A 20,290-nucleotide genomic window follows, 5' to 3' on the forward strand; every position below is an offset into this window, starting at 1 on the left:
CCCTCCTTTCCTCATAAACAGTCCCGATCGCCGGAATCAGTCGGTATCCATCTCGTTCCCATTGATGGTCAGGTGATCATCCTTCGCATCAACGGTGACGGTCTCACCATCATGGATGGTCCCTTCCAGCAGCAGCCCCGCCAGCGGGTTCTGCAATGCACGCTGGATCACGCGCTTGAGCGGACGGGCACCATAGACGGGGTCATACCCTTCATTCGCCAGCCATTCCTCGCCCCCCTTGTCCAGACGAAGCTGGATATTGCGCTCGGCCAGCAGCTTGCGCAGGCGACCAATCTGGATTTCCACGATCTTGCCCATATCCGCCTTCTGCAGACGGGAGAACAGGATGATCTCATCCAGGCGGTTGAGGAACTCCGGCCGGAAGTGATTGCGCACGACCTGCATGACTTCGGGCCGCACGCTTTCGACCGATTCCCCATCCGGCAGGTGGGCCAGCACTTCAGAGCCAAGGTTACTGGTCAGCACGATCAGGGTGTTGCGGAAATCGACCGTGCGCCCCTGCCCATCCGTCAGGCGGCCATCATCAAGCACCTGTAGCAGGATGTTGAAGACGTCTTCATGCGCCTTCTCGACCTCATCGAACAGGATGACCTGATAGGGCCTGCGACGGACGGCTTCAGTCAGCACGCCGCCTTCTTCATACCCGACATAACCGGGAGGAGCGCCGACCAGACGGGCAACCGCGTGCTTCTCCATGAACTCGCTCATGTCGACACGCAGCAGGGCCTTTTCGTCATCGAACAGGAAGCGGGCCAGCGCCTTGCACAGTTCCGTCTTGCCCACGCCCGTCGGGCCCAGGAACAGGAACGAACCGATGGGGCGGTTGGGGTCCTGCAGGCCGGCACGCGCACGGCGTACCGCGTTCGATACCGCCTTGAGCGCCGGCTCCTGACCCACCACGCTCTTGCGCAGTTCGTCTTCCATGCGCAGCAGCTTGGCGCGCTCACCTTCCAGCATGCGATCCACCGGCACGCCGGTCCAGCGCGAGACGACGGCGGCAATACCCTGATCGGTCACGGTATCGCTGACCATGCCATCGCCCTTGCTGATCTGGTCAGCTTCTTCCTGCGCCTTGGCAATCTGGGCCTGAAGCTGCGGCAGGCGGCTGTACATCAGCTCCGACGCACGGGCCAGATCGCCTTTACGCTGGGCAATCTCGATATCCGAACGGACCTGATCCATTTCCTCCTGCAGCTTCTGCACCGCGTTGACGCGATCCTTTTCGGCATGCCAGGCGGCGGTCAGCGCATCGGACTTTTCCTGCAGTTCCGACAGTTCCGCTTCCAGCTTGACCAGACGTTCCCTGCTGGCCGCGTCGTCTTCCTTGCGAATGGCTTCACGCTCGATCTTGAGCTGGATCAGGCGACGGTCGAGTTCATCAAGTTCCTCGGGCTTGCTGTCGATCTGCATACGCAGGCGACTTGCGGCCTCATCCACCAGATCAATGGCCTTGTCGGGCAGGAAGCGGTCGGTGATGTAGCGGTTGGACAGCGTTGCCGCAGCGACCAGCGCATTATCGGAAATACGGATACCGTGATGGAGTTCGTATTTCTCCTTGATCCCGCGCAGGATGGAAATCGTGTCGGCCACCGTCGGCTCACCCACATAGACCGGCTGGAACCGGCGGGCGAGGGCCGCGTCCTTTTCGATATACTTGCGGTATTCATCCAGCGTCGTCGCACCAATGCAGTGCAGCACGCCACGGGCCAGTTCGGGCTTGATCAGGTTGGAGGCATCCATCGCGCCATCGCTGCGACCTGCACCCACAAGGGTATGCATTTCGTCGATGAACAGGATGATCTGGCCTTCAGCCGACTCGATTTCCTTCAGGACCGCCTTCAGGCGTTCCTCGAACTCGCCACGGAACTTCGCGCCAGCGACCAGCGCACCCATGTCGAGCGAAAGCAGCTTCTTGTTCTTCAGCGCCTCGGGCACGTCACCATTGACGATACGCTGCGCCAGCCCTTCGACAATGGCGGTTTTGCCCACGCCCGGCTCACCGATCAGAACGGGGTTGTTCTTGCTGCGCCGTGCAAGGACCTGAATGGCGCGGCGGATTTCCTCGTCACGGCCGATCACGGGGTCCAGCTTGCCCTGCAGCGCGATTTCGGTCACGTCGCGGGCATATTTCTTCAGCGCGTCAAAATTGGCTTCTGCGTTTTCGCTATCCACGGTGCGTCCCTTGCGGATGGTGGCGATGGCCTTGTCCAGTGCCTGTGGCGTCGCCCCACCTGCACGCAGGGCCTGACCGGCCGGTGTCTCGGATGCAGCGATGGCGGCCAGCAGGCGGTCCTGCGCCACGTATTCATCGCCCGCCTTCTGGGCTGCCTGTTCGGCCGCGTCCAGCACACGCACCAGTTCGCCCGTGGCACTGGGCTGGCCCGCGCCGCCGCCCTGCACCTTCGGCAGTTTGGCAAGAGCGGCCTCATTCGCCGCCGTAATGGCGGGAACCTGCCCGCCAGCTGCGCGGATCAGGGCAGATGCCGCCCCCTGATCGTCATCCAGCAGGGCCTTGAGCAGGTGCTCCGGCGTCAGCTGCTGGTTGTAATCCCGCATGGCAATGGTCTGTGCCGCCTGCAGGAAGCCGCGCGACCGTTCTGTAAACTTCTCGATGTTCATCTATTCCCTCGTCCCTTTCAATCAGGCGACATAACAGGTTGTGCCTTTGCGCCGTCCCTCAACAGGCAACGGCATGGCGCTGGATTCCAGATGGGATCAACTGGATGTTATTACAAGATATCGGGCGTGGATTTCCTTCCCCCGTTTCCTGTCATACCGCACCGGACGACCCGAATTTCCATGGAAGGTAGCTGATCATCGCCACCGGGTCCGCAACCTTGATCCATGTCAAGGTTGCCGTGCCTTATCAACGTAACGGCCATTCACCCAGGCGGTGCGGCGGCATGAAACCGGCATGGTCCCCACCCGGACCGGGCAGGGACGCAAATGGTTGGCCTATTTGCCTTTTTTAGCAATGGCGGGACCAAGCAGAAGCAGGTCGGCCGCCGAAAGGCGGTCCGACGCGGTGCTGGCCTGATGCCAGAACGGGTAGATCAGCGGCGGCGCGCTGGCATCATCCAGACGGCCGACTTCCTCTTCCGTCAGGGTCAGGTCCGCCGCCTTCAGGTTGTCGACCAGCTGTGCCTCGGTCCGCGCACCGATTACGATGGATGTCACCGCCGGACGTTGCGCCACCCATGCCAGCGCCACCTGCGCTGCCGAGATACCGCGTGATTCGGCAATGCTGACCAGAACTTCCACCACGTCATACAGTTTTTCGATATCGTAAACGGGGGGTTCACCCCATTTCTCGATCTGTCGCGTACCCTCCGGCTGGGGCTTGCCGCGCCGGTATTTGCCCGACAGAAGCCCACCGGCCATGGGGCTCCATACCTGCACGCCAATGCCCTGATCCACCGCCACGGGCAGGAGTTCGTATTCCGCCTCGCGCGCCTGCAGGGAATAATAGATCTGCTGCGCCACCGGCGCGATCAGGCGATTGCGTTCGGCCGTGCCCAGCGCCTTCATGATATGCCACGCCGAGAAGTTGGATACCCCCGCATACCGGATCTTGCCCGCGCGGGTCAGGGTATCAAGCGCCTCCAGCGTTTCATCCAGTGGCGTCTGCCCATCCCATTCATGCAGGTAATACAGGTCGATATGATCGCGGCCCAGCCGCTTCAGGCTGGCCTCGCACGCGCTGACCAGATGATAGCGTGACAGGCCCGCGTCATTCGCGCCCGTGCCCATGCGGAAACGGGCCTTGGTGGTGACCATGATGTCGTCGCTGCGGCCCTTGAGGGCCGCGCCAAGGATTTCTTCCGACACGCCGGTGGAATAGATGTCAGCCGTATCGAACATGTTGATCCCGGCATCAATGCACAGGTCGATCTGGCGGCGCGCACCGGCAAGGTCGGTGTCACCCGTCTTGGCAAAGTCACCCTTGCCGCCAAAAGTCATGGTTCCCAGCGTAAAGGCGGAAATCCGCAGGCCGGAACGGCCAAGCTGACGGTATTGCATGTCTTTTCAATCCTTCTGCGTGAAGAGATCCTGAGACTGTCTGTGAAACATCATGAAAATTGTAAAAAGTTTTTGGTGAAGCTTTTTCCAAAAAGTTCAGAACGCACCGCCTTTCCGAAAAAAGGCGGCACCCAGAAACTTTCTGCTTCCAGACAGTCTCCCAATAACTGGCGCACGGCATGACAGCCCGCGCCGCAGGTATTCAGGCGGTATAGGTCACGTTCAGTTCCCCCACCCCGGCGCAGGTCGCATGCAGCACGTCCCCGCGCCGGACCGGCCCCACGCCCGAAGGCGTGCCGGTCATGATCAGGTCGCCGGGCGCAAGCGCCACAAAACGGCTGAGGCAGGAAATGATCTCGGCCACGGACCAGATCATTTCCACCAGATCGCCCTTCTGCCGGGATTCTCCATTCACGCTCAACGTAATGGCGCCGCCTTCGGGGTGACCACAGACCGATACGGGAACAATGGATGAAATGGGACAGGACTGGTCAAACCCCTTGGCCAGCGACCATGGACGCCCCGCCTTCTTGGCGGCCGCCTGCAGGTCGCGCCGGGTCATGTCCAGGCCCACGGCATAACCGTACACGTGGGACAGGGCCTTTTCCACCGGGATGTCCTCCCCCTCGCGCCCGATCGCGGCCACCATTTCCACTTCATGGTGCAGGTCGGATGTACTGACTGGAAATGTCAGCAGGCCGCCGCCCGGCACCACCGCATCACCCGGTTTGGAAAAGAAGAATGGTTCCGACCGTTCGGGGTTACTGCCCATTTCACGCGCGTGGGCAGCGTAATTCTGCCCCACGCACCATATCCGCCGGACGGGAAAGACACCCGCACTCCCCTCCACTGGCACAACGGGAAGGGCGTAGGGGGGAATCACGTAATCCGTCACGGTACGGTGCTCCTGCTGTTCGTATCCGGCGCGCATGGTGACACCGGGACAAGGGGCATGTCACGGCAAATGCAGGCAACGGCTGGAAAAGCCGACATAAAAAAAACGCCAGCCGGGTCATCACGGCTGGCGTCTGGAAACAGGGGATGGCACGCCATCCCCGATCCCGGTCGTGAAATCAGTTGCGGGCCTTGTCGACCAGCTTGTTCTTGCCGATCCACGACATCATGGCGCGCAGCTTTTCGCCAACCTTCTCGATCTGGTGCTCGTTGTTGCGGGCACGGGTGGCCTTGAAGCCGATGTTGCCCGACTGGTTTTCCAGGATGAAGTTGCGCACGAAGGTGCCGTCCTGGATGTCGGTCAGGATCTTCTTCATCTCGACCTTGGTTTCCGGCGTGATCACGCGCGGGCCGGACACGTATTCGCCATACTCTGCCGTGTTGGAGATGGAGTAGTTCATGTTCGCGATGCCGCCTTCGTAGATCAGGTCCACGATCAGCTTCATTTCGTGCAGGCACTCGAAGTAAGCCATTTCCGGCGCATAGCCCGCTTCGACCAGCGTCTCGAACCCGGCGCGGATCAGTTCGACCAGGCCACCGCACAGCACGGCCTGCTCACCGAACAGGTCGGTTTCGACTTCTTCCTTGAAGGTCGTCTCGATGATGCCCGCACGGCCACCACCGTTGGCGGATGCATAGGACAGCGCGATTTCCAGCGCATTGCCCGAAGCGTTCTGGGCCACGGCCACCAGCGACGGCACGCCGCCACCCTTCTGGTATTCGGAGCGCACGGTGTGACCCGGGCCCTTCGGCGCGATCAGGAACACGTCCAGATCGGGACGCGCCTCGATGATGCGGAAATGGATCGCCAGACCATGGGCGAAGGCAAGGGCGGCGCCCTGCTTCAGGTTCTTTTCCAGCGATTCCTTGTACAGCGCGCCCTGGCCTTCATCGGGGGTCAGCACCATCACCACGTCGGCCCACTTGGCGGCGTCGGCAGGGGTCATCACCTTGAAGCCTGCGGCTTCGGCCTTGGCGACGGCCTTGGATTCGGGACGCAGGCCGACAACGATGTCGGTCACACCCGAGTCCTTGAGGTTGTTGGCATGGGCATGGCCCTGGCTGCCGTAACCGATGATGGCCACCTTCTTGCTTTTGATCAGGTTCACATCGGCATCGCGATCATAATAGACGCGCATGGTCTTGCTCCTTGGGAATGATAGACGAATCGAACAGGTAAAAACGCGACCCTTACAGGATTGCCGCGCCACGGGCGATGGCGGCGACACCCGTGCGCGACACCTCGGCCAGGCCAAGGGGACGCATGAGGTCGATAAAGGCATCGAGCTTGTCAGTCGCACCCGTCAGCTCAAAGACGAACGAAGTGGCCGAAGCATCAACGGGATGGGCGCGGAAAGCCTGTGCAATGCGCAGGGCATCGGCACGGCGTTCGCCACTGGCGATCACCTTGACCAGCGCCATTTCACGCGCGACGTGAGGGTCCGCCGCCGTCATGACCGATACCCGGTACACCGGCACCAGACGGTCCACCTGCGCGCGGATCTGTTCCAGCACGCGCGGGGTCGCGGTCGTGACGATATTGATGCGCGACTGGCGGCGGGTTTCATCAACCGCGGCCACGGTCAGGCTTTCGATATTGTACCCACGACCGGAAAACAGGCCGATGACACGCGCCAGCGCGCCACTTTCGTTTTCGACCTGAATGGAAATGACCGCGGAGACCGGGCTCTCCTGCTGCGTGGTCATGATGGTGGTTCCTGACTGCTGAAAACGCCGGCACGCAGGCTGCATGCCGGCAGAAAAGGACGGAAAAGCACCCGGCGGCAGGGAACGCCACCGGGACGGACGGGCAATCAGACCAGCATGCGGCCTTCCGCGCTGATCTCGTCATCCTGATCGGGGCCGAGCAGCATCTGGTTATGCGCTGCCCCCGACGGGATCATGGGGTAGCAGTTTTCATCCTGCGCCACGCAGATGTCCGCCACCACCGGACCCGGATGGGCCAGCATATCGGCAATCACGCCATCCAGTTCGCCCACGCATGTCGCCCGCAGGCCGCGCCCGTGGAAACTTTCCGCAAGCTTCACGAAATCGGGCAGCGCCGCGCTGTAGCTTTCAGAATAACGCGAATCATGCAGCAGTTCCTGCCACTGCCGCACCATGCCCATGTACTGGTTGTTCAGGATGAACACCTTAACCGGCAGGCGGTACTGCGCGATGGTGGACAGTTCCTGAATGTTCATGAGCGTTGACGCCTCACCCGCGATGTCGATCACCAGCGCATCGGGATGGGCGACCTGCGCGCCAACGGCGGCCGGCAGGCCATAGCCCATGGTGCCAAGCCCGCCCGAGGTCAGCCAGCGATTGGGCTTGCTGAAGCCGAAATGCTGGGCCGCCCACATCTGGTGCTGTCCTACCTCGGTCGAGACGTAGGTATCGCGCCCCGTGGCGGTCGCCAGTTCGTACAGGCGACGGATGGCGTATTGCGGGCGGATGATCGCCTCGGGCGCCATGTCCTGCGAAAAGCCGAGGCTGTCGATCTTCCGCCATTCACTGATCTGGTGCCACCACTGCGCGACATCGATCGGCTGGCGGGTATTGGCAGGGGTGCAGTCCCATTCCTCCAGCATCATCTCGATCACACGCCGCGCATCCCCCACGATGCCGACATCGACCGGCACGATCTTGTTGATCTGGCTGGGGTCGATATCCGCATGGATCTTGAACGACCCGGGGGAAAACGCATCCAGCCGCCCGGTCACCCGGTCGTCAAAGCGCGATCCCAGCGCAATCAGCACGTCACAGCCATGGGTGGCCATGTTGGCTTCGTACGTGCCGTGCATGCCCAGCATGCCCAGGAAGCGGCGATCGCCCGCGGGCATCGCCCCCAGCCCCATGAGCGTGGACGTGCAGGGAAAGCCCGTCTTTTCCACCAGCCGGCGCAGTGCCGTGGATGCCCCCGGCCCGGCATTGATGATGCCACCGCCAATATAGAACAGCGGGCGACGCGCACCCTTCATGGCGGCCACGGCGCGGGCGATCACGTCACGTCCCGGCTCGGTCTGCGGGTGATAGGACGGATGCGGCACGCGCGGCGCGTCGCTGTAGGGAGCGGGGCCGACCATCAGGTTCTTGGGCAGGTCAACCAGCACCGGACCGGGACGGCCGCTGCGCGCGATATGAAAGGCCTCATGCACGCACGTGGCCACGTCCTCGGGTCGGCGGACAAGGTAATTGTACTTGGTGGCCGGACGGGTGATGCCGGTGGTGTCGGCTTCCTGGAATGCGTCGGTTCCGATCAGCGGCACGCCCACCTGACCCGAGAAACACACCACCGGGATCGAATCCAGCATGGCGTCCAGCAGGCCGGTCACGGTGTTGGTGGCGCCGGGGCCACTGGTAACCAGTACCACGCCCACCTTGCCGGTAGACCGGGCATAGGCTTCGGCTGCGTGAACGGCGGCCTGTTCATGGCGGACCAGCACATGGCGAATCGCGTTCTGGCGGAACAGCGCATCATAAATGGGCAGGACCGCGCCGCCGGGATAGCCGAAAATGACCTCGACCCCCTGCTCGACCAATACGCGCAGAAGCACTTCCGCACCGCTGAGGACGGTCGTATCCGTGCCAGCGGCGTGAGGCTTCAGGTCTGTCTGGTGCGATGCTGCGTTCATGTTCCTGCTCCTTCGCCCGAAGCCGCCGGAACAATCCGGCCAGCCGCATAAGGCGAAATCCCGGGGCCGGGTTTACGGAAAGCCTTGGCCCGCGTCAATGCGCTTAATAACAAAAGAAATGATTTTCTTGCCACATCTTTCCATTTGTTGCGCGTCATCGCATTTTTCAAACCGTTTTTCATATAAAAATGTGTCTACCTCCGCCGCCAGAGCGTGATGGGCAAACCATGTCGCCTGCCGTTTCGTATACTGCCCGGTCATGCGGATCGCCTGCTGCGCCGCCTCTGCCATGTCCATGTCGCCCCGCAGCACGGCGGCCAGTTCAGGCACGCCGTGCGCGCGCATGGCAGGCAGGGTGGGGGACAGGTCCTGCGCCAGCAGGCGGGCGACCTCCGCCATGGCGCCATGATCCAGCATGGCATGGAACCTGCGGGCGATGGCAGCCCGCAGCGCATCGCGTGGCGGGTGCAGGCGTATGGCGACAAAATGCGCATCCAGCGGCGGCAGCACGGCTTCACGCCGCCACCAGACCAGCCCATGGCCGGTGGCCTCGCGCACTTCCCATGCGCGCGCGATCCGTTGCCCGTCGGTCGGCCGCAGGGTGGCGGCGGTTTCGGGATCATGCTGGCGCAGCATGTCATGCACGGCCCTGGGTCCAAGGCGACCGACCATGTCGCGCGCCTGCGCGCGGATGCTGTCAGGCGGCTGGGGAATATCAGCCAGCCCGTCGGTCAGCGCGCGGAAATACATGCCCGTGCCACCACAGAACACCGGCACCCTGCCCGCGTCCCATGCGTCATGGGCCGCAGCAATGGCCTGCGTGCGCCACCATGCCACGCTGCCGCTTTCAGCCGCAGGCAGCACGCCGTACAGCGCGTGGGGCACGCAGGCTTCCTCGGTGGCGTCGGGGCGGGCTGTCAGGATGCGCAGATCGCGATAGACCTGCATCGAATCGGTATTGATGATGGTGCCATTCACCTGCCGCGCAAGCGCAAGCGCAAGTGCGGACTTGCCCGAACAGGTCGGACCCGCCACGATCACCGCCGCGCGCGCCTGCCCGGACGGGGGGCGTGTCATTGTCTCACACCTGTCATATACCCGGACCCCATGGCTGATTCCTCTTCCTTCTCCCATACCCTTGTACTGGTGGCCAACCGTGGCGCCACATCCCTCACGCAGGTTGACATCCATGCCGCGCGCGACCTGGTGCGCGGTGCGGCCCCTGTCACCCTGTCGGAAGGGGAAGCGGTGGAAATCGCCTGCAATGCCCCCGCGACATGGGTGCAGCCAGACATCGGTGCCGTGCGGGCCGTATTTGCCGGACGCGGGCTGGACGTGCTGGTAACGCCACGCGACAACCGCCGCAAGCGCCTGCTGGTGGCCGATATGGACAGCACCATCGTCAGCTGCGAAACGCTGGATGACATCGCAGCCCATGCCGGGATCGGGGAAAAGATTGCCGACATTACCCGGCGGTCCATGAACGGGGAAATCGAATTCGAATCCGCATTGCGCGAACGTGTCGCCCTGCTGCGCGGCCTGCCCGTCAGCCTGCTGGAACGCGCGTGGCAGGATGTGAACCTCAATACCGGCGCGGTGGAACTGGTGCGCACCATGCGCGCGAATGGCGCACGCACGGCGCTGGTGTCGGGCGGGTTCACGTTCTTCACCAGCAGGGTGGCGGCACTATGCGGTTTTGATGAAAACCATGCCAACACCCTGCTGGATGCGGATGGCACCCTGACGGGTTCGGTGGGACAGCCCATTCTCGGGCCGGATGCGAAGCTTGCGCACCTGCGCCGTCTGGTGGCGGAAGGTGGCCTGGACATGCGTGACGCCATGGCGACGGGCGATGGCGCGAACGACCTTGCCATGCTGCGCGTGGCTGGCGCTGGCATCGCCTTCCATGCCAAGCCCGCCGTGCGGCGCGAAATCACCAGTCAGGTCAATGAAACCACCCTGCGCACCCTGCTGTTCGCGCAGGGGTACCGGGCGGATGAATTCGTCACGGCGTAGGCATGCTGCCGCTGTCGGCCGTGCCCGGGGGCTGGGTGCGGCTGTCCTGTGCCTCGATAAAGACACGGGTTACTTCGGGATAGGCCTGCTTGATCTGGCGTTCCAGCGCGCTGACCACGACTTCCACCTGTCCCGCCGTCATGTCATTGCGGAAATCGAGGCTGATCACCACCAGCACGTCACGCGGGCCGAAATGCAGGGAACGGATTTCATTCAGCCGTTCCACCCCGCTGGCCGCCAGCGCCATGCGCCGCAATGCCGCCAGCACCTCCGGCGCAACACCTTCCCCCGTCAGCAGGGACTGGGATTCACGCGCAAGAAAGGTGGCCGTCACCGCAAGGATGCACGCGATGATGATGGAGGCCACGCCATCAAGCACCGGCATGTCCAGCCATTCGGCAAGGATATTGCCCAGCAGCGCCACGCCAAGACCGCTGAGTGCCGCCGTATCCTCGAACAGGACGGTAAACACGGTGGGATCCTTGCTCATCTGCACGGCCTCGACCCATCCACGACGGCCCTTGCCTTCCTTGCGGAAGGCGCGCAGCGCCATCAGCCAGACCGAGCCTTCGAACACGATACTGGCCATCAGCACGACGTAATTGACCAGAACATGCGCCACGGGCTGCGGATGGATGATGTGGATGATCCCTTCATACAGGGAGACGCCCGCCCCCAGACCGAAAATCAGCAGCGCCACCACAAAGGTCCAGAAATACAGTTCCAGCCCGAAACCGAACGGGTGCATGGCCGTGGCGGGACGCGTCGCGCGGCGCATGCCAACCAGCAGCAGTCCCTGGTTGCCGGTATCAATCAGGGAATGGATGGCCTCGCTCAGCATGGAGGCGCTGCCGGTCATGAAGGCCGCGGCAAACTTGGTTGCCGCCACCAGCAGGTTGCCGCCAAGGGCAGCGAAGATGACAGTTCGGGAAGATGAGGAATGCGCCATTGATTTTTCAATATGAAGTCCGGCTGCATCCTATCGTGCCGCCACGGCTTTTAACAGGGCGCACGATCCGGCCATACCGGTTGCGGCTGCGGGCCTGCCTGTCCTATGGTCGGGGCGCAATGCCCACGGAGTACCTGTCCTGATGCGCACCACTGTCATCCAGATGGCGCCCGGCGCATCCGCGCCCGAAAATATCAAGCATGCCCGCGCCCTGATCACCGCCGCCATTGGCGCGGACAAGCCCGACCTCGTCATGCTGCCCGAAATGTGGAGCTGCCTTGGCGGGACACGGGACATGAAGTTCGCGGCCGCCGAAGCCCTGCCCGCCCCCGATGGCACGGGGGAAGCAGGGCCGCTGTACCGGTTCCTGTCGGATCTTGCGCGCGATCATGGGGTGATCGTCCATGGCGGGTCCATAGGGGAACGGCATGGCGACAGGCTGTTCAACACCTCCCTGCTGTTTGACGCAAAGGGGCGCGAACGCGCGCGCTATCGCAAGATCCACCTGTTTGACGTCACCACCCCCGGTGGCGAGGGATACCGTGAAAGCGATACGTACGAACCCGGTTCCGACATCGTGACCGCCCCGCTTTCGCCGGACCTGACGGCGGGGCTGGCCATCTGCTACGATATCCGCTTCCCCGCCCTGTTCCATGCACTACGGGCACGGGGGGCGAACGTGCTGCTGGTGCCTGCCGCCTTTACGGTGGAAACGGGGCTGGCCCACTGGGAAACGCTGCTGCGCGCACGCGCGATCGAAACGCAATGCTGGATGGTCGCCTGCGGCACCACCGGCACCCATACGGATGAAAACGGCCAGAAGCGCCGCACGTACGGCCATTCCATGATCATCGACCCGTGGGGCACCGTCGTGGCCCAGGTGTCGGACGGGCCGGGGTGGAGCACGGCGCGCCTTGACCACACGGTGACCGACAGCATCCGTGAACGCATGCCGGTCATGGCGCATCACCGCCTGTCCATCCATACCCCATGAATGACATGTCGTACCCCGGCTGGACCGATGGGTACCTTCCCACGAAGCTGAGCTTTGCCGCCGCCCCCAACGAAAGCGCGCAGCAATGGCTGGAGCGGCTGGTGGAACAGTACGGGCAATGCCCGCCTGATGAGGCGGATGCACTGGTCTGTCTGGGCGGCGATGGCTTCATGCTGGAAATGCTGCATACGACACTGGGACGTCCCCTGCCGGTCTATGGCATCAACTGCGGGACAGTGGGGTTCCTGATGAACCCGGCCGTGCCCGATGACCTGCCCACCCGCCTTGCCACGGCACAGACCGCCATCCTGCATCCGCTGCGCATGAAGGCCACGACAATGGATGGCAGATGCATCCATGCCCTGGCGCTGAACGACGTGTTCCTGTTTCGCCAGACGCGGCAGGCGGCGAAAATCCGCATCGGGGTGGACGGGCGCGTGCGCCTGCCCGAACTGATATGCGATGGCGTCCTGATTTCCACTCCGGCTGGGTCGACTGCCTACAACCTGTCCGCGCACGGGCCGATCGTGCCGCTATCGGCCAACCTGCTGCCGCTGACCCCCATCAGCGCATTCCGCCCGCGCCGGTGGCGTGGCGCGCTGCTGCCCTCCACCGCGCAGGTCTGTTTCGACATTCTGGAAACCGACAAGCGCCCCGTGGCCGCCGTGGCGGATTTTACAGAAGTGCGCGATGTCATCTCCGTTGAAATCAGCGAAGCGCGGGAACTGCAGACCACCGTGCTGTTCGATCCGGGGCAGAGCCTGTCGGAGCGGATCATAACCGAACAGTTCACCGCGTAAGGGATTTTCCCAAAAACTTTCAGTACGATCCATCAGGCCGGGGCGATCCGGTGCAGGCTGGCGCCATTGTCATGCAGCCATTTTTCAGCCTGACGCCGGTGGGGGGTCAGCCGGTCCACCAGCAGCCAGAAATCCGGCCCATGATTCATGTGTCGCAGATGCGCAAGTTCATGGGCGATGATGTAATGCTGCACCTCCAGCGGGGCCATGACCAGCCGCCAGCACAGCATGATCGACCCATCGGATGAGCAGCTGCCCCACCGGCTTTTCGTATCACGCAGCCTGACCTGCGACGGTTTCAGGCCACAGGCTTCGGCCTGCGCGCGCAGGCGGGCAGGCAGGCGGGCCTGTGCCTGCGCGCGCAGATAGGCACTGACACGGCGGGGGACGAATTCCTCCGCCCCGCTGACATGCAGCCGTCCTTCCTCCAGCCATACGCCACGCCGTGCATCGGGACAGTGATGGATTGCATGGCGCTGCCCATCCAGCACGACATGGCCGCCATGGTGCAGTTCCACAGACGGCGGCAGGCGCGACAGACCCGCCGCCACCCATGCGGAATGCGCCCGCAGCAGCGCCAGTCCATCCGCCCTGCGCGCCCCGCGCGGCAGGGTGATGATGACATGACCGCTACGCGGATCGATCCGCATGGAAATACGCCGCGCCCGGCCCGATGCCCGCCAGCCTACCGTGACCTGTCCGGACGCAATGGGCACGACCTCCGTCCCGGCTGTCACCGCGTCCCTGCCGTGAAAGACTGTTTCAGAAGTCCATCCATGAAACGTCCTGCTCAATTCATTAAGGAAGTGTCTGGTGAAGCTTTTTGCAGGAAGCTTCAAAGACCGCCGCCTTTTTGAAAAAAGGGGCATCCAGAAACTTTTACTATTTTTATCCGCGCCGGGGCGGACGCGTGCGACAGAATGCATCGCGTGGGGCTTCGCCCGGCCAGTCAACCACGTGGTCTTCCAGCATGCCCGCCCTGCGTTCACTGATCACCCGGCCACTTACGGACACGCCTGCCTCATGCACCGTCTCTCGGGTGCCGGACACCAGCGGGTGCCACCATGGCAGCGGTTCCCCATCACGCACCAGCACGTATCCGCAGGTGGGTGGCAGCCAGTCGATATCCGCCAGCATCTGGGGCGTCAGGCTGATACAGTCCTGCACCCGGCGCTGCCGATGTTCATAATCGGTACACAGGCATGATGTGGTGTCCAGCAGGCGGCATGCGACATCGGTAAACAGGACTTCGTCGGTCTCGTCCTCGCGCAGTTTGTGCAGGCAGCACCGCCCGCACCCGTCGCACAGCGACTCCCACTGCGCAGAAGACATCTGGTCAAGGGGCGTCGTTTCCCAGAATGGCGGGGTCTCATCTGTCATGGTCGTGGTCCTGCCGTATCATATCCATAAAACCTTACTGGCCGCCCACCGCTGTCATGGCGCACAGCACGATCATGCCGAGGGAGAATGCCGCCACCCCCGCCACCGGCAGGCCCAGCAGCGGCAGCCACAGCAGCCGGAGCCGCATTTTCGCATCCGCACCCAGTCCGCTGGCCGTACGCGACAGGCCCGGCGGAATCCGGTCCAGCACCCGCAGCAGCGGCCACATCGCGGCGGGGGCGATACACAGTCCCTGCATGACACATCCCGCCATGCTGCCGCCATGCGCAAGCCGTGGCCACCAGAGCGCAAGACCCAGCCCCGGCAGCACAAGGGACAGCATCATGCCACGCAGCAGCACGCACCACGCGGGCCACGCGCGGTACAGCACGACATGCACCGCCAGCACCAGCCCGCACGCAACCACCAGCCCCAGCGCGATACAGGCCCCGTCCACCCCAAGCAGGCCAGCCGGACGGATGCCAAGGTCAGGCAGCATCAGCCCGCATCCCGCAACCATGTATCAAAGCGCTGTGACAGTGCGGGATAATGCACCTGCCAGAACTGTACATCCACCGGCAGCGCCACGGGCGGATGTGCCGTATCAGATGGCGTGGCGGCGGGATAGCGGGCAAGGAACGCAGCCTGCTGCGCGGGCTGGACAATAAAATGCAGCAGGTTGCGCGCCTGCCCCAGCCGGAAGGCCGACTGTCCCGCCACCACACCCCATGACAGGCCATAGGACAGCGCCATGTCGGTATTGATGCCGATCGTGTTCCTGTGTCGCGCGGAAATGTTGTGCACCGCGTCGTCGGGCGCGCTGCTCATCAACACCTGCCCGCGTTCAAGGATGCTGGTGGCATCCGTCGGGGTGGACCACCACGTGATGTAGGGGCGAAGCTGGCTCAGCTTGCGAAAGGCCCGGTCCACGCCCTGCGGAGTGGCCAGCTGGTTATAGACATCGCCCGGCGCCACGCCATCGGCCATAAGCGCGATTTCCAGCGTGGTTCGCGGATCGCGACGCAGGCCACGCTTGCCGGGAAAGCGTACGATATCCCAGAAATCGGCCCAGCGGGGCGCGGGCCTGTGCCGTGTCTGGTCCCATGCCACCACCACCTGCGCGGTCAGTCCCGGCACGCCACACCCATCGGGGTTGGTGGCGCTACCGGCCAGGTGAATGACCAGTGCCCCCACGCAGGCGGCGCGAATGGTGCTGTCCTCGGCAAAGACCAGCGACCATGTGCCCGCGCGTCCCGCATGCAGGCCGTGCGCGTCGAGGTCCGCCAGCGACCCGTTCCATGCCTTGCGCACCACCGGCTGCCGGGCGCTGCGCGCAAAAGGCTGCAGAAAAGCCGCATCCTGCGCCTGCCCAAGCTGCGACTCCGTACTCGCCACCACAAGCGCGGCCCTGTGCCGCACGGGAACCGCCGCACCCGCCGGGGCAGGCAGCACGGCGGGGACGGATGCGGCCGCCAGCAGGCAGGACAGGACGGCACGGACACGGGGACGGAACGCAAACTGGAACACGGACAGGAAACAGTCCTTTCAGGCAGGGGCAAAGGATGCCGGACGCTACCCCATTTCACCCCGGAACGGAAAGGCAATTGCCTGTCCCGGCTGCCAGGCCAGTATGGCCACCTGCCCCGCCGTCACCCGCTGCAGGGCCGCGGTGGGCGGACGGCGCGCCAGCAGTTCCTCCCCATTCGCCAGCCGGAACCGCAGCAGCACATGGTCGCCCATCTGGCGCATGTCCGTCAGGGTCGCCTCCAGCACGGGCGGCCCGTCGGGGTCAGCCCCCCCCGCCATGCCGGGCCGCGAGGGGAACATGACCGCGATCCGGTCCGGCCGGATGCACAGCGTGGCCAGCTGGTCCGCCTCCACCCCCGGGGCGGCCATGGCCTCAACCGGCAGGCCACCGGGCAGATGCGCCACGGCCACGTCATCCACGACATCGGCCACACGCACCGTCAGGCTGTTGGCGTGGCCAAAGCCGGTGGCGACCCGGTCGCATGCCGGACGGTCGAACAGGTCCAGCGCCGTGCCAAGCTGCACGATCTCCATGCCATCCATATAGCCGATCATGTCACCAAGCAGCAGCGCGTCCTCACGCTCACGCGTCAGCAGCAACACGCACAGGCCACGCGCGCGCACCAGTCGTCCAACCAGACGCCGCATGGCCACGCGGCCCGCGGGCGGCAGGGGCGTGAACGGGTCCTCCAGCACCAGAACGGGCGGTTCGAACACCAGCGCGCGCCCGATCATGACACGCAGTGCCTGCTCGGGCGAAAGGGTGTCGGGGCGGGCCTGTTCCAGCCCGTCCAGCCCCAGCAGGGCAAGCGCCGCACGCACGCGTGCCGCCACGGCGTGCTGTCCCTCGCCACGCGCCCGCAGCGCGAAGGCCAGGTTGGCCTGAACCGTCATGTGCGCGAACAGCGGGTCACGCCAGCCCACCAGCGCGCAGGACCGCAGCCCCGGTGGCGCGGCGGTCACGTCCACACCGTCGACCGTGACCTGCCCCCCGAACGTGGGCGCATGCCCCGCCAGCATGTCCGCCAGCACCCGCAGGCAGTCGGCCCGGTCGTTCACAACCGCCAGGCACTTACCCGCCATTGCGGAAAAAGACAGGTCCGGCGCACCGGAAAAGGCCCGGAGTGCGTTGACAACCAGCCGTATGGAGAAAGGAGACATGCGATAACAGAAACCTGACTGGGGAGATAACGCGTTATAAGCAATGGTTGCCTCCTTACCAGAGGGTTATTGACTTCATCCGTCCCAAAGGAAACGATCATGAGCAAGACAGAAACAATCAAGCACGTCACGCAAGAAGACCTTCAGGCCCTGAAGGGTCACATCGAAAACCTGCTGCACACGCATGGCAAACAGGCACTGCACGATGTTGCCAGCAAGGCCGAGCAGCTGGCGGGCCAGGCGCGTGAAAACCTTGCGGAACATGCACCCAAAAAGAGCGGTTCACGCGCTCGTTCTCTTGTTGCTATCGCCATTTTCTCGGTGATCGGCTATTTTCTTGGCCGCGCAACGAAATAAGGCTTTCTAGCCTGCTGCAACCAGAGGATACGCGAGCATCATGAGAATAGGCGAAATCGGCAAAACCATCGTTGAGGGGGAACTGACCCTACGCAAGCTGATGGCGATCCGTCTTGGTCGTCAGGCCGCATTCCTGGTTGTAGCAGCCATCTTTGCCTTCTTTGCGGTTATTTCGGGCCATGGGCTGCTGTGGGCCTTCTGTTACCAGACACTGGGCTTCAGCGCCCTTGGTTCGGCCGCCGCCGTATTCGGTGCGGACGTTGTGGTGGTCATCATGGGGCTGGTCATGGGCCGGCGCTCCTACATGACACCGGAGGAGATCCGCGTGCGATTCGCACGTGAACACGCCCTGAACGAACTGCGGCAGACCGTGGCCCTGTCCGCCGTGGCCACCACGGTTGCGGGTCCGCTGACCCGCCATACCGGCCGGGCGGTGTGGAACCTGTTCAAAGCCATGACAGGCCGCGGGAAATAACCCGCCCGGGCCACCGGCCCGAACTATCTGGCAATGATCTACGTCATTGCCAGATAGTATCCATGCTGAAATTGCATTGGCTCACATTGTCGTTTTCTGGAAACGTGCAGCTTACGAAGATACTAAGCACGCAAATGGTTTGCATGCTTAATAACTGTATGTCCATGCTGGCGGAACAGAATGTCCGATTTGGAGCGCAACGAGAAGGAACTGTCGTTCGGTCGCCGTCTCGCCCGGCTTGGCGCCGCGTGGCGTCGGCAGGTTGATCGTGACCTGCACGAATACGGCCTGACGGAAGCGACATGGCGGCCGGTGCTGTACCTTGGCCTGCTGCCCCCGCCGGTGCGCCAGACCGACCTTGTCCGCGCCCTTGAAATCGAAGCCCCGTCCGTTGCGCGCCTGCTTGATGTACTGGAACGCCGCGACCTGGTGTTCCGTTCCCCCGACAGCGAAGACAAACGGTCCAAACTGGTCAGCCTGACGGAAAAGGGCGAACGCACCGCCCGTCAGGTCCGCCATGCGGTCGAAGCCGTATCCAACCGCCTGCTGCAGGGCATCTCCACGCCGGAACTGCAGGCATGCTATTCCGTCTTTGAACGGATCGAAGCCAACCTGTGCCAGCGTGCCAGCGCGCCTGCCGGGGAACAGGCATGATCCACCTTTCCCTTCCGCAACCTTCCCCGACGCCACCCGCCATATGGCGGGCGTTCCCGGCTGGGGATGCGACATCCGTGCGGTTTGTTCCCTTTGCCGGTTTCTTCCATGCGTCTGGTCGGCTACAGATAGCGGCGGACAGGGATGGCCTGCCCGCGCCTGCTTCTCCTTCAACGGGACCGTTCGGAATGAGAACCGCCTGATGCTGAGCGAATTCAACCTCTTCGGTGTCTTCATGGCACCGATTGTCGTCTATGCCGTCGCCGCCCTGCCCGTCACCATGCTGCTGCGATCACTGTTATGGTGGTGCGGCATAATGAAATGGTTCTGGCATCTCGCCCTGTTCGAGGTTGCGCTATACACTTGCGTCCTCTGCCTGATGATCCTGTACATCTGACTGTCCCAAGAAGGTTCGAGAAATCCCCATGCCACTCCTTCGCACCCTGATCCGTGTGGTCCTGACTCTGGCTGTCGTGATAATGGCCGCCGTCATGGGCGTCACCTTGTGGGACACCTACATGATCGCCCCCTGGACACGTGACGGACGTGTCCGCGTCTATGTCGTGGACGTGGCGCCGGAAGTATCGGGAACGGTGGTGCAGCTGCCTGTGGTCGACAACCAGTTCGTACACCGGGGCGATCCTTTGTTCGTGCTTGACCCCGTGCGTTTCCGCCTGGCCATCCGCGAGGCGCAGGCCCGTCTGGACGGTGCGCTGGAAGACCTGAAGCTCAAGCAGAATGACGCACGCCGCCGTATGGGACTGGGCGGCATCGTGTCGGCGGAAGAACAGGAAGTCTTCAACTCGAACGTGGCAACGCAGATCGCGTCGGTTGACGCGGCGCGCGCGGCCCTTGACCTGGCAAAGCTGAACCTCCAGCGCTCCATCCTGTATTCCCCGGTCAACGGCAACATCACCAACCTGAACCTGCGGGTGGGTGACTACGTCACGGAAGGTCATGCGCGACTGGCCGTGATCGACGCCGATTCCTACTGGGTCAACGGCTACTTCGAGGAAACGAAGATGTGGGGCGTGCACGTAGGGGACGAGGCACGCGTCAAGCTGATGGGCTACAAGGACATCCTGCCCGGCCATGTCGTCAGTATCGCCCGCGGCATCAATGACCAGAATGGCAGGCCCGACGGGCTGGGACTGCAGGACGTCAGCCCGATCTTCACATGGGTGCGACTGGCGCAGCGTATCCCGGTCCGTATCCATCTGGACCATGTGCCTGACAGCGTGACACTGGCGGCCGGCATGACCGCCACGATCAGCGTCGGTCCCCAGTCACGTACCCAACGCGGCCGTCTGACGACATGGCTGCAAGACCACCTGTAAGGCGCCGGGC

The 20,290-nt window shown here is 63.4% G+C and carries 21 protein-coding genes; 8 read left to right on the forward strand and 13 right to left on the reverse strand.

Annotated elements, in window-relative coordinates:
- Positions 1 to 36: 36 nt before the first annotated feature.
- From clpB to miaA, 7 genes are all read right to left on the reverse strand, one after another.
- Entirely contained in the window at positions 37 to 2,640 is a 2,604-nt protein-coding gene (gene clpB / locus B7449_RS13135; RefSeq protein ID WP_039736682.1) for an ATP-dependent chaperone ClpB, read from the reverse strand.
- Between the two features lie 336 nt (positions 2,641 to 2,976).
- A complete protein-coding gene (locus B7449_RS13140) occupies positions 2,977 to 4,041 on the reverse strand; it encodes an aldo/keto reductase (RefSeq protein ID WP_039736683.1) in 1,065 nt (354 codons plus the stop codon).
- A 202-nt stretch (positions 4,042 to 4,243) separates the two neighbouring features.
- A complete protein-coding gene (locus B7449_RS13145) occupies positions 4,244 to 4,972 on the reverse strand; it encodes a fumarylacetoacetate hydrolase family protein (protein WP_039736684.1) in 729 nt (242 codons plus the stop codon).
- 142 nt (positions 4,973 to 5,114) lie between these two features.
- The gene (gene ilvC / locus B7449_RS13150; protein ID WP_010515698.1) at positions 5,115 to 6,134 is read right to left on the reverse strand and encodes a ketol-acid reductoisomerase; all 1,020 of its coding nucleotides are present in this window, start codon (positions 6,132 to 6,134) and stop codon (positions 5,115 to 5,117) included.
- 52 nt (positions 6,135 to 6,186) lie between these two features.
- Positions 6,187 to 6,702: an acetolactate synthase small subunit gene (gene ilvN / locus B7449_RS13155; protein ID WP_039736685.1), complete on the reverse strand. Its 516-nt coding sequence runs from the start codon at positions 6,700 to 6,702 to the stop codon at positions 6,187 to 6,189.
- Between the two features lie 107 nt (positions 6,703 to 6,809).
- Positions 6,810 to 8,630 (reverse strand): biosynthetic-type acetolactate synthase large subunit, encoded by a 1,821-nt coding sequence (ilvB, locus tag B7449_RS13160; protein WP_039736686.1) that lies wholly within the window; start codon positions 8,628 to 8,630, stop codon positions 6,810 to 6,812.
- Positions 8,631 to 8,702: 72 nt separating this feature from the next.
- Positions 8,703 to 9,707, reverse strand: coding sequence for a tRNA (adenosine(37)-N6)-dimethylallyltransferase MiaA (gene miaA / locus B7449_RS13165; protein ID WP_039736687.1), 1,005 nt, complete (start codon positions 9,705 to 9,707; stop codon positions 8,703 to 8,705).
- A gap of 30 nt (positions 9,708 to 9,737) precedes the next feature.
- Between miaA and serB the strand changes: the two genes are divergently transcribed.
- Positions 9,738 to 10,646, forward strand: a complete 909-nt coding sequence (gene serB / locus B7449_RS13170; RefSeq protein ID WP_039736688.1) for a phosphoserine phosphatase SerB — start codon at positions 9,738 to 9,740, stop codon at positions 10,644 to 10,646.
- Here the strand turns inward: serB and B7449_RS13175 are convergent.
- Positions 10,636 to 11,595: a cation diffusion facilitator family transporter gene (locus B7449_RS13175; RefSeq protein WP_010515691.1), complete on the reverse strand. Its 960-nt coding sequence runs from the start codon at positions 11,593 to 11,595 to the stop codon at positions 10,636 to 10,638. The two genes, serB and B7449_RS13175, sit on opposite strands and share 11 nt — an antisense overlap.
- 142 nt (positions 11,596 to 11,737) lie before the next feature.
- On the opposite strand from B7449_RS13175, the gene B7449_RS13180 reads away from it, so the two are divergent.
- Positions 11,738 to 12,589, forward strand: coding sequence for a carbon-nitrogen hydrolase family protein (locus tag B7449_RS13180; RefSeq protein ID WP_039736689.1), 852 nt, complete (start codon positions 11,738 to 11,740; stop codon positions 12,587 to 12,589).
- On the forward strand, positions 12,586 to 13,389 hold the full coding sequence (locus B7449_RS13185; RefSeq protein WP_010515689.1) for an NAD kinase: 804 nt from the start codon (positions 12,586 to 12,588) through the stop codon (positions 13,387 to 13,389). The genes B7449_RS13180 and B7449_RS13185 overlap by 4 nt, the downstream gene beginning before the upstream one ends.
- 32 nt (positions 13,390 to 13,421) lie before the next feature.
- Here the strand turns inward: B7449_RS13185 and B7449_RS13190 are convergent, their stop codons facing one another.
- The 5 genes from B7449_RS13190 to B7449_RS13210 form a co-directional block, all read right to left on the reverse strand.
- Positions 13,422 to 14,126, reverse strand: coding sequence for a M48 family metallopeptidase (locus B7449_RS13190; RefSeq protein WP_039736690.1), 705 nt, complete (start codon positions 14,124 to 14,126; stop codon positions 13,422 to 13,424).
- Between the two features lie 151 nt (positions 14,127 to 14,277).
- Positions 14,278 to 14,769 (reverse strand): YcgN family cysteine cluster protein, encoded by a 492-nt coding sequence (locus B7449_RS13195; RefSeq protein ID WP_039736691.1) that lies wholly within the window; start codon positions 14,767 to 14,769, stop codon positions 14,278 to 14,280.
- A 34-nt stretch (positions 14,770 to 14,803) separates the two neighbouring features.
- Positions 14,804 to 15,268 (reverse strand): hypothetical protein, encoded by a 465-nt coding sequence (locus B7449_RS13200; RefSeq protein WP_199858303.1) that lies wholly within the window; start codon positions 15,266 to 15,268, stop codon positions 14,804 to 14,806.
- Positions 15,268 to 16,296 (reverse strand): extracellular solute-binding protein, encoded by a 1,029-nt coding sequence (locus B7449_RS13205; protein WP_039732349.1) that lies wholly within the window; start codon positions 16,294 to 16,296, stop codon positions 15,268 to 15,270. The genes B7449_RS13200 and B7449_RS13205 overlap by 1 nt, the downstream gene beginning before the upstream one ends.
- A gap of 45 nt (positions 16,297 to 16,341) precedes the next feature.
- Positions 16,342 to 17,457: a TOBE domain-containing protein gene (locus tag B7449_RS13210; RefSeq protein WP_039732348.1), complete on the reverse strand. Its 1,116-nt coding sequence runs from the start codon at positions 17,455 to 17,457 to the stop codon at positions 16,342 to 16,344.
- Between the two features lie 99 nt (positions 17,458 to 17,556).
- Between B7449_RS13210 and B7449_RS13215 the strand changes: the two genes are divergently transcribed.
- The 5 genes from B7449_RS13215 to B7449_RS13240 all read left to right on the forward strand — a co-directional run bounded on the left by B7449_RS13215 (position 17,557) and on the right by B7449_RS13240 (position 20,280).
- Positions 17,557 to 17,814, forward strand: a complete 258-nt coding sequence (locus B7449_RS13215; RefSeq protein ID WP_039732347.1) for a hypothetical protein — start codon at positions 17,557 to 17,559, stop codon at positions 17,812 to 17,814.
- 40 nt (positions 17,815 to 17,854) lie between these two features.
- Positions 17,855 to 18,289 (forward strand): hypothetical protein, encoded by a 435-nt coding sequence (locus B7449_RS13220; protein WP_039732346.1) that lies wholly within the window; start codon positions 17,855 to 17,857, stop codon positions 18,287 to 18,289.
- Between the two features lie 180 nt (positions 18,290 to 18,469).
- Entirely contained in the window at positions 18,470 to 18,943 is a 474-nt protein-coding gene (locus B7449_RS13225; RefSeq protein ID WP_039732345.1) for a MarR family winged helix-turn-helix transcriptional regulator, read from the forward strand.
- Positions 18,944 to 19,145: 202 nt separating this feature from the next.
- Positions 19,146 to 19,340 carry a DUF1656 domain-containing protein gene (locus tag B7449_RS13235; protein ID WP_010510087.1) on the forward strand — a complete coding sequence of 65 codons (195 nt, stop codon included), beginning with the start codon at positions 19,146 to 19,148 and terminating at the stop codon, positions 19,338 to 19,340.
- Between the two features lie 28 nt (positions 19,341 to 19,368).
- Positions 19,369 to 20,280 carry an HlyD family efflux transporter periplasmic adaptor subunit gene (locus B7449_RS13240; RefSeq protein ID WP_039732570.1) on the forward strand — a complete coding sequence of 304 codons (912 nt, stop codon included), beginning with the start codon at positions 19,369 to 19,371 and terminating at the stop codon, positions 20,278 to 20,280.
- The last annotated feature ends 10 nt before the right edge of the window (positions 20,281 to 20,290 follow it).

This window comes from Komagataeibacter intermedius TF2 (assembly GCF_000964425.1).
In the GTDB taxonomy this organism is placed as follows: domain Bacteria; phylum Pseudomonadota; class Alphaproteobacteria; order Acetobacterales; family Acetobacteraceae; genus Komagataeibacter; species Komagataeibacter intermedius.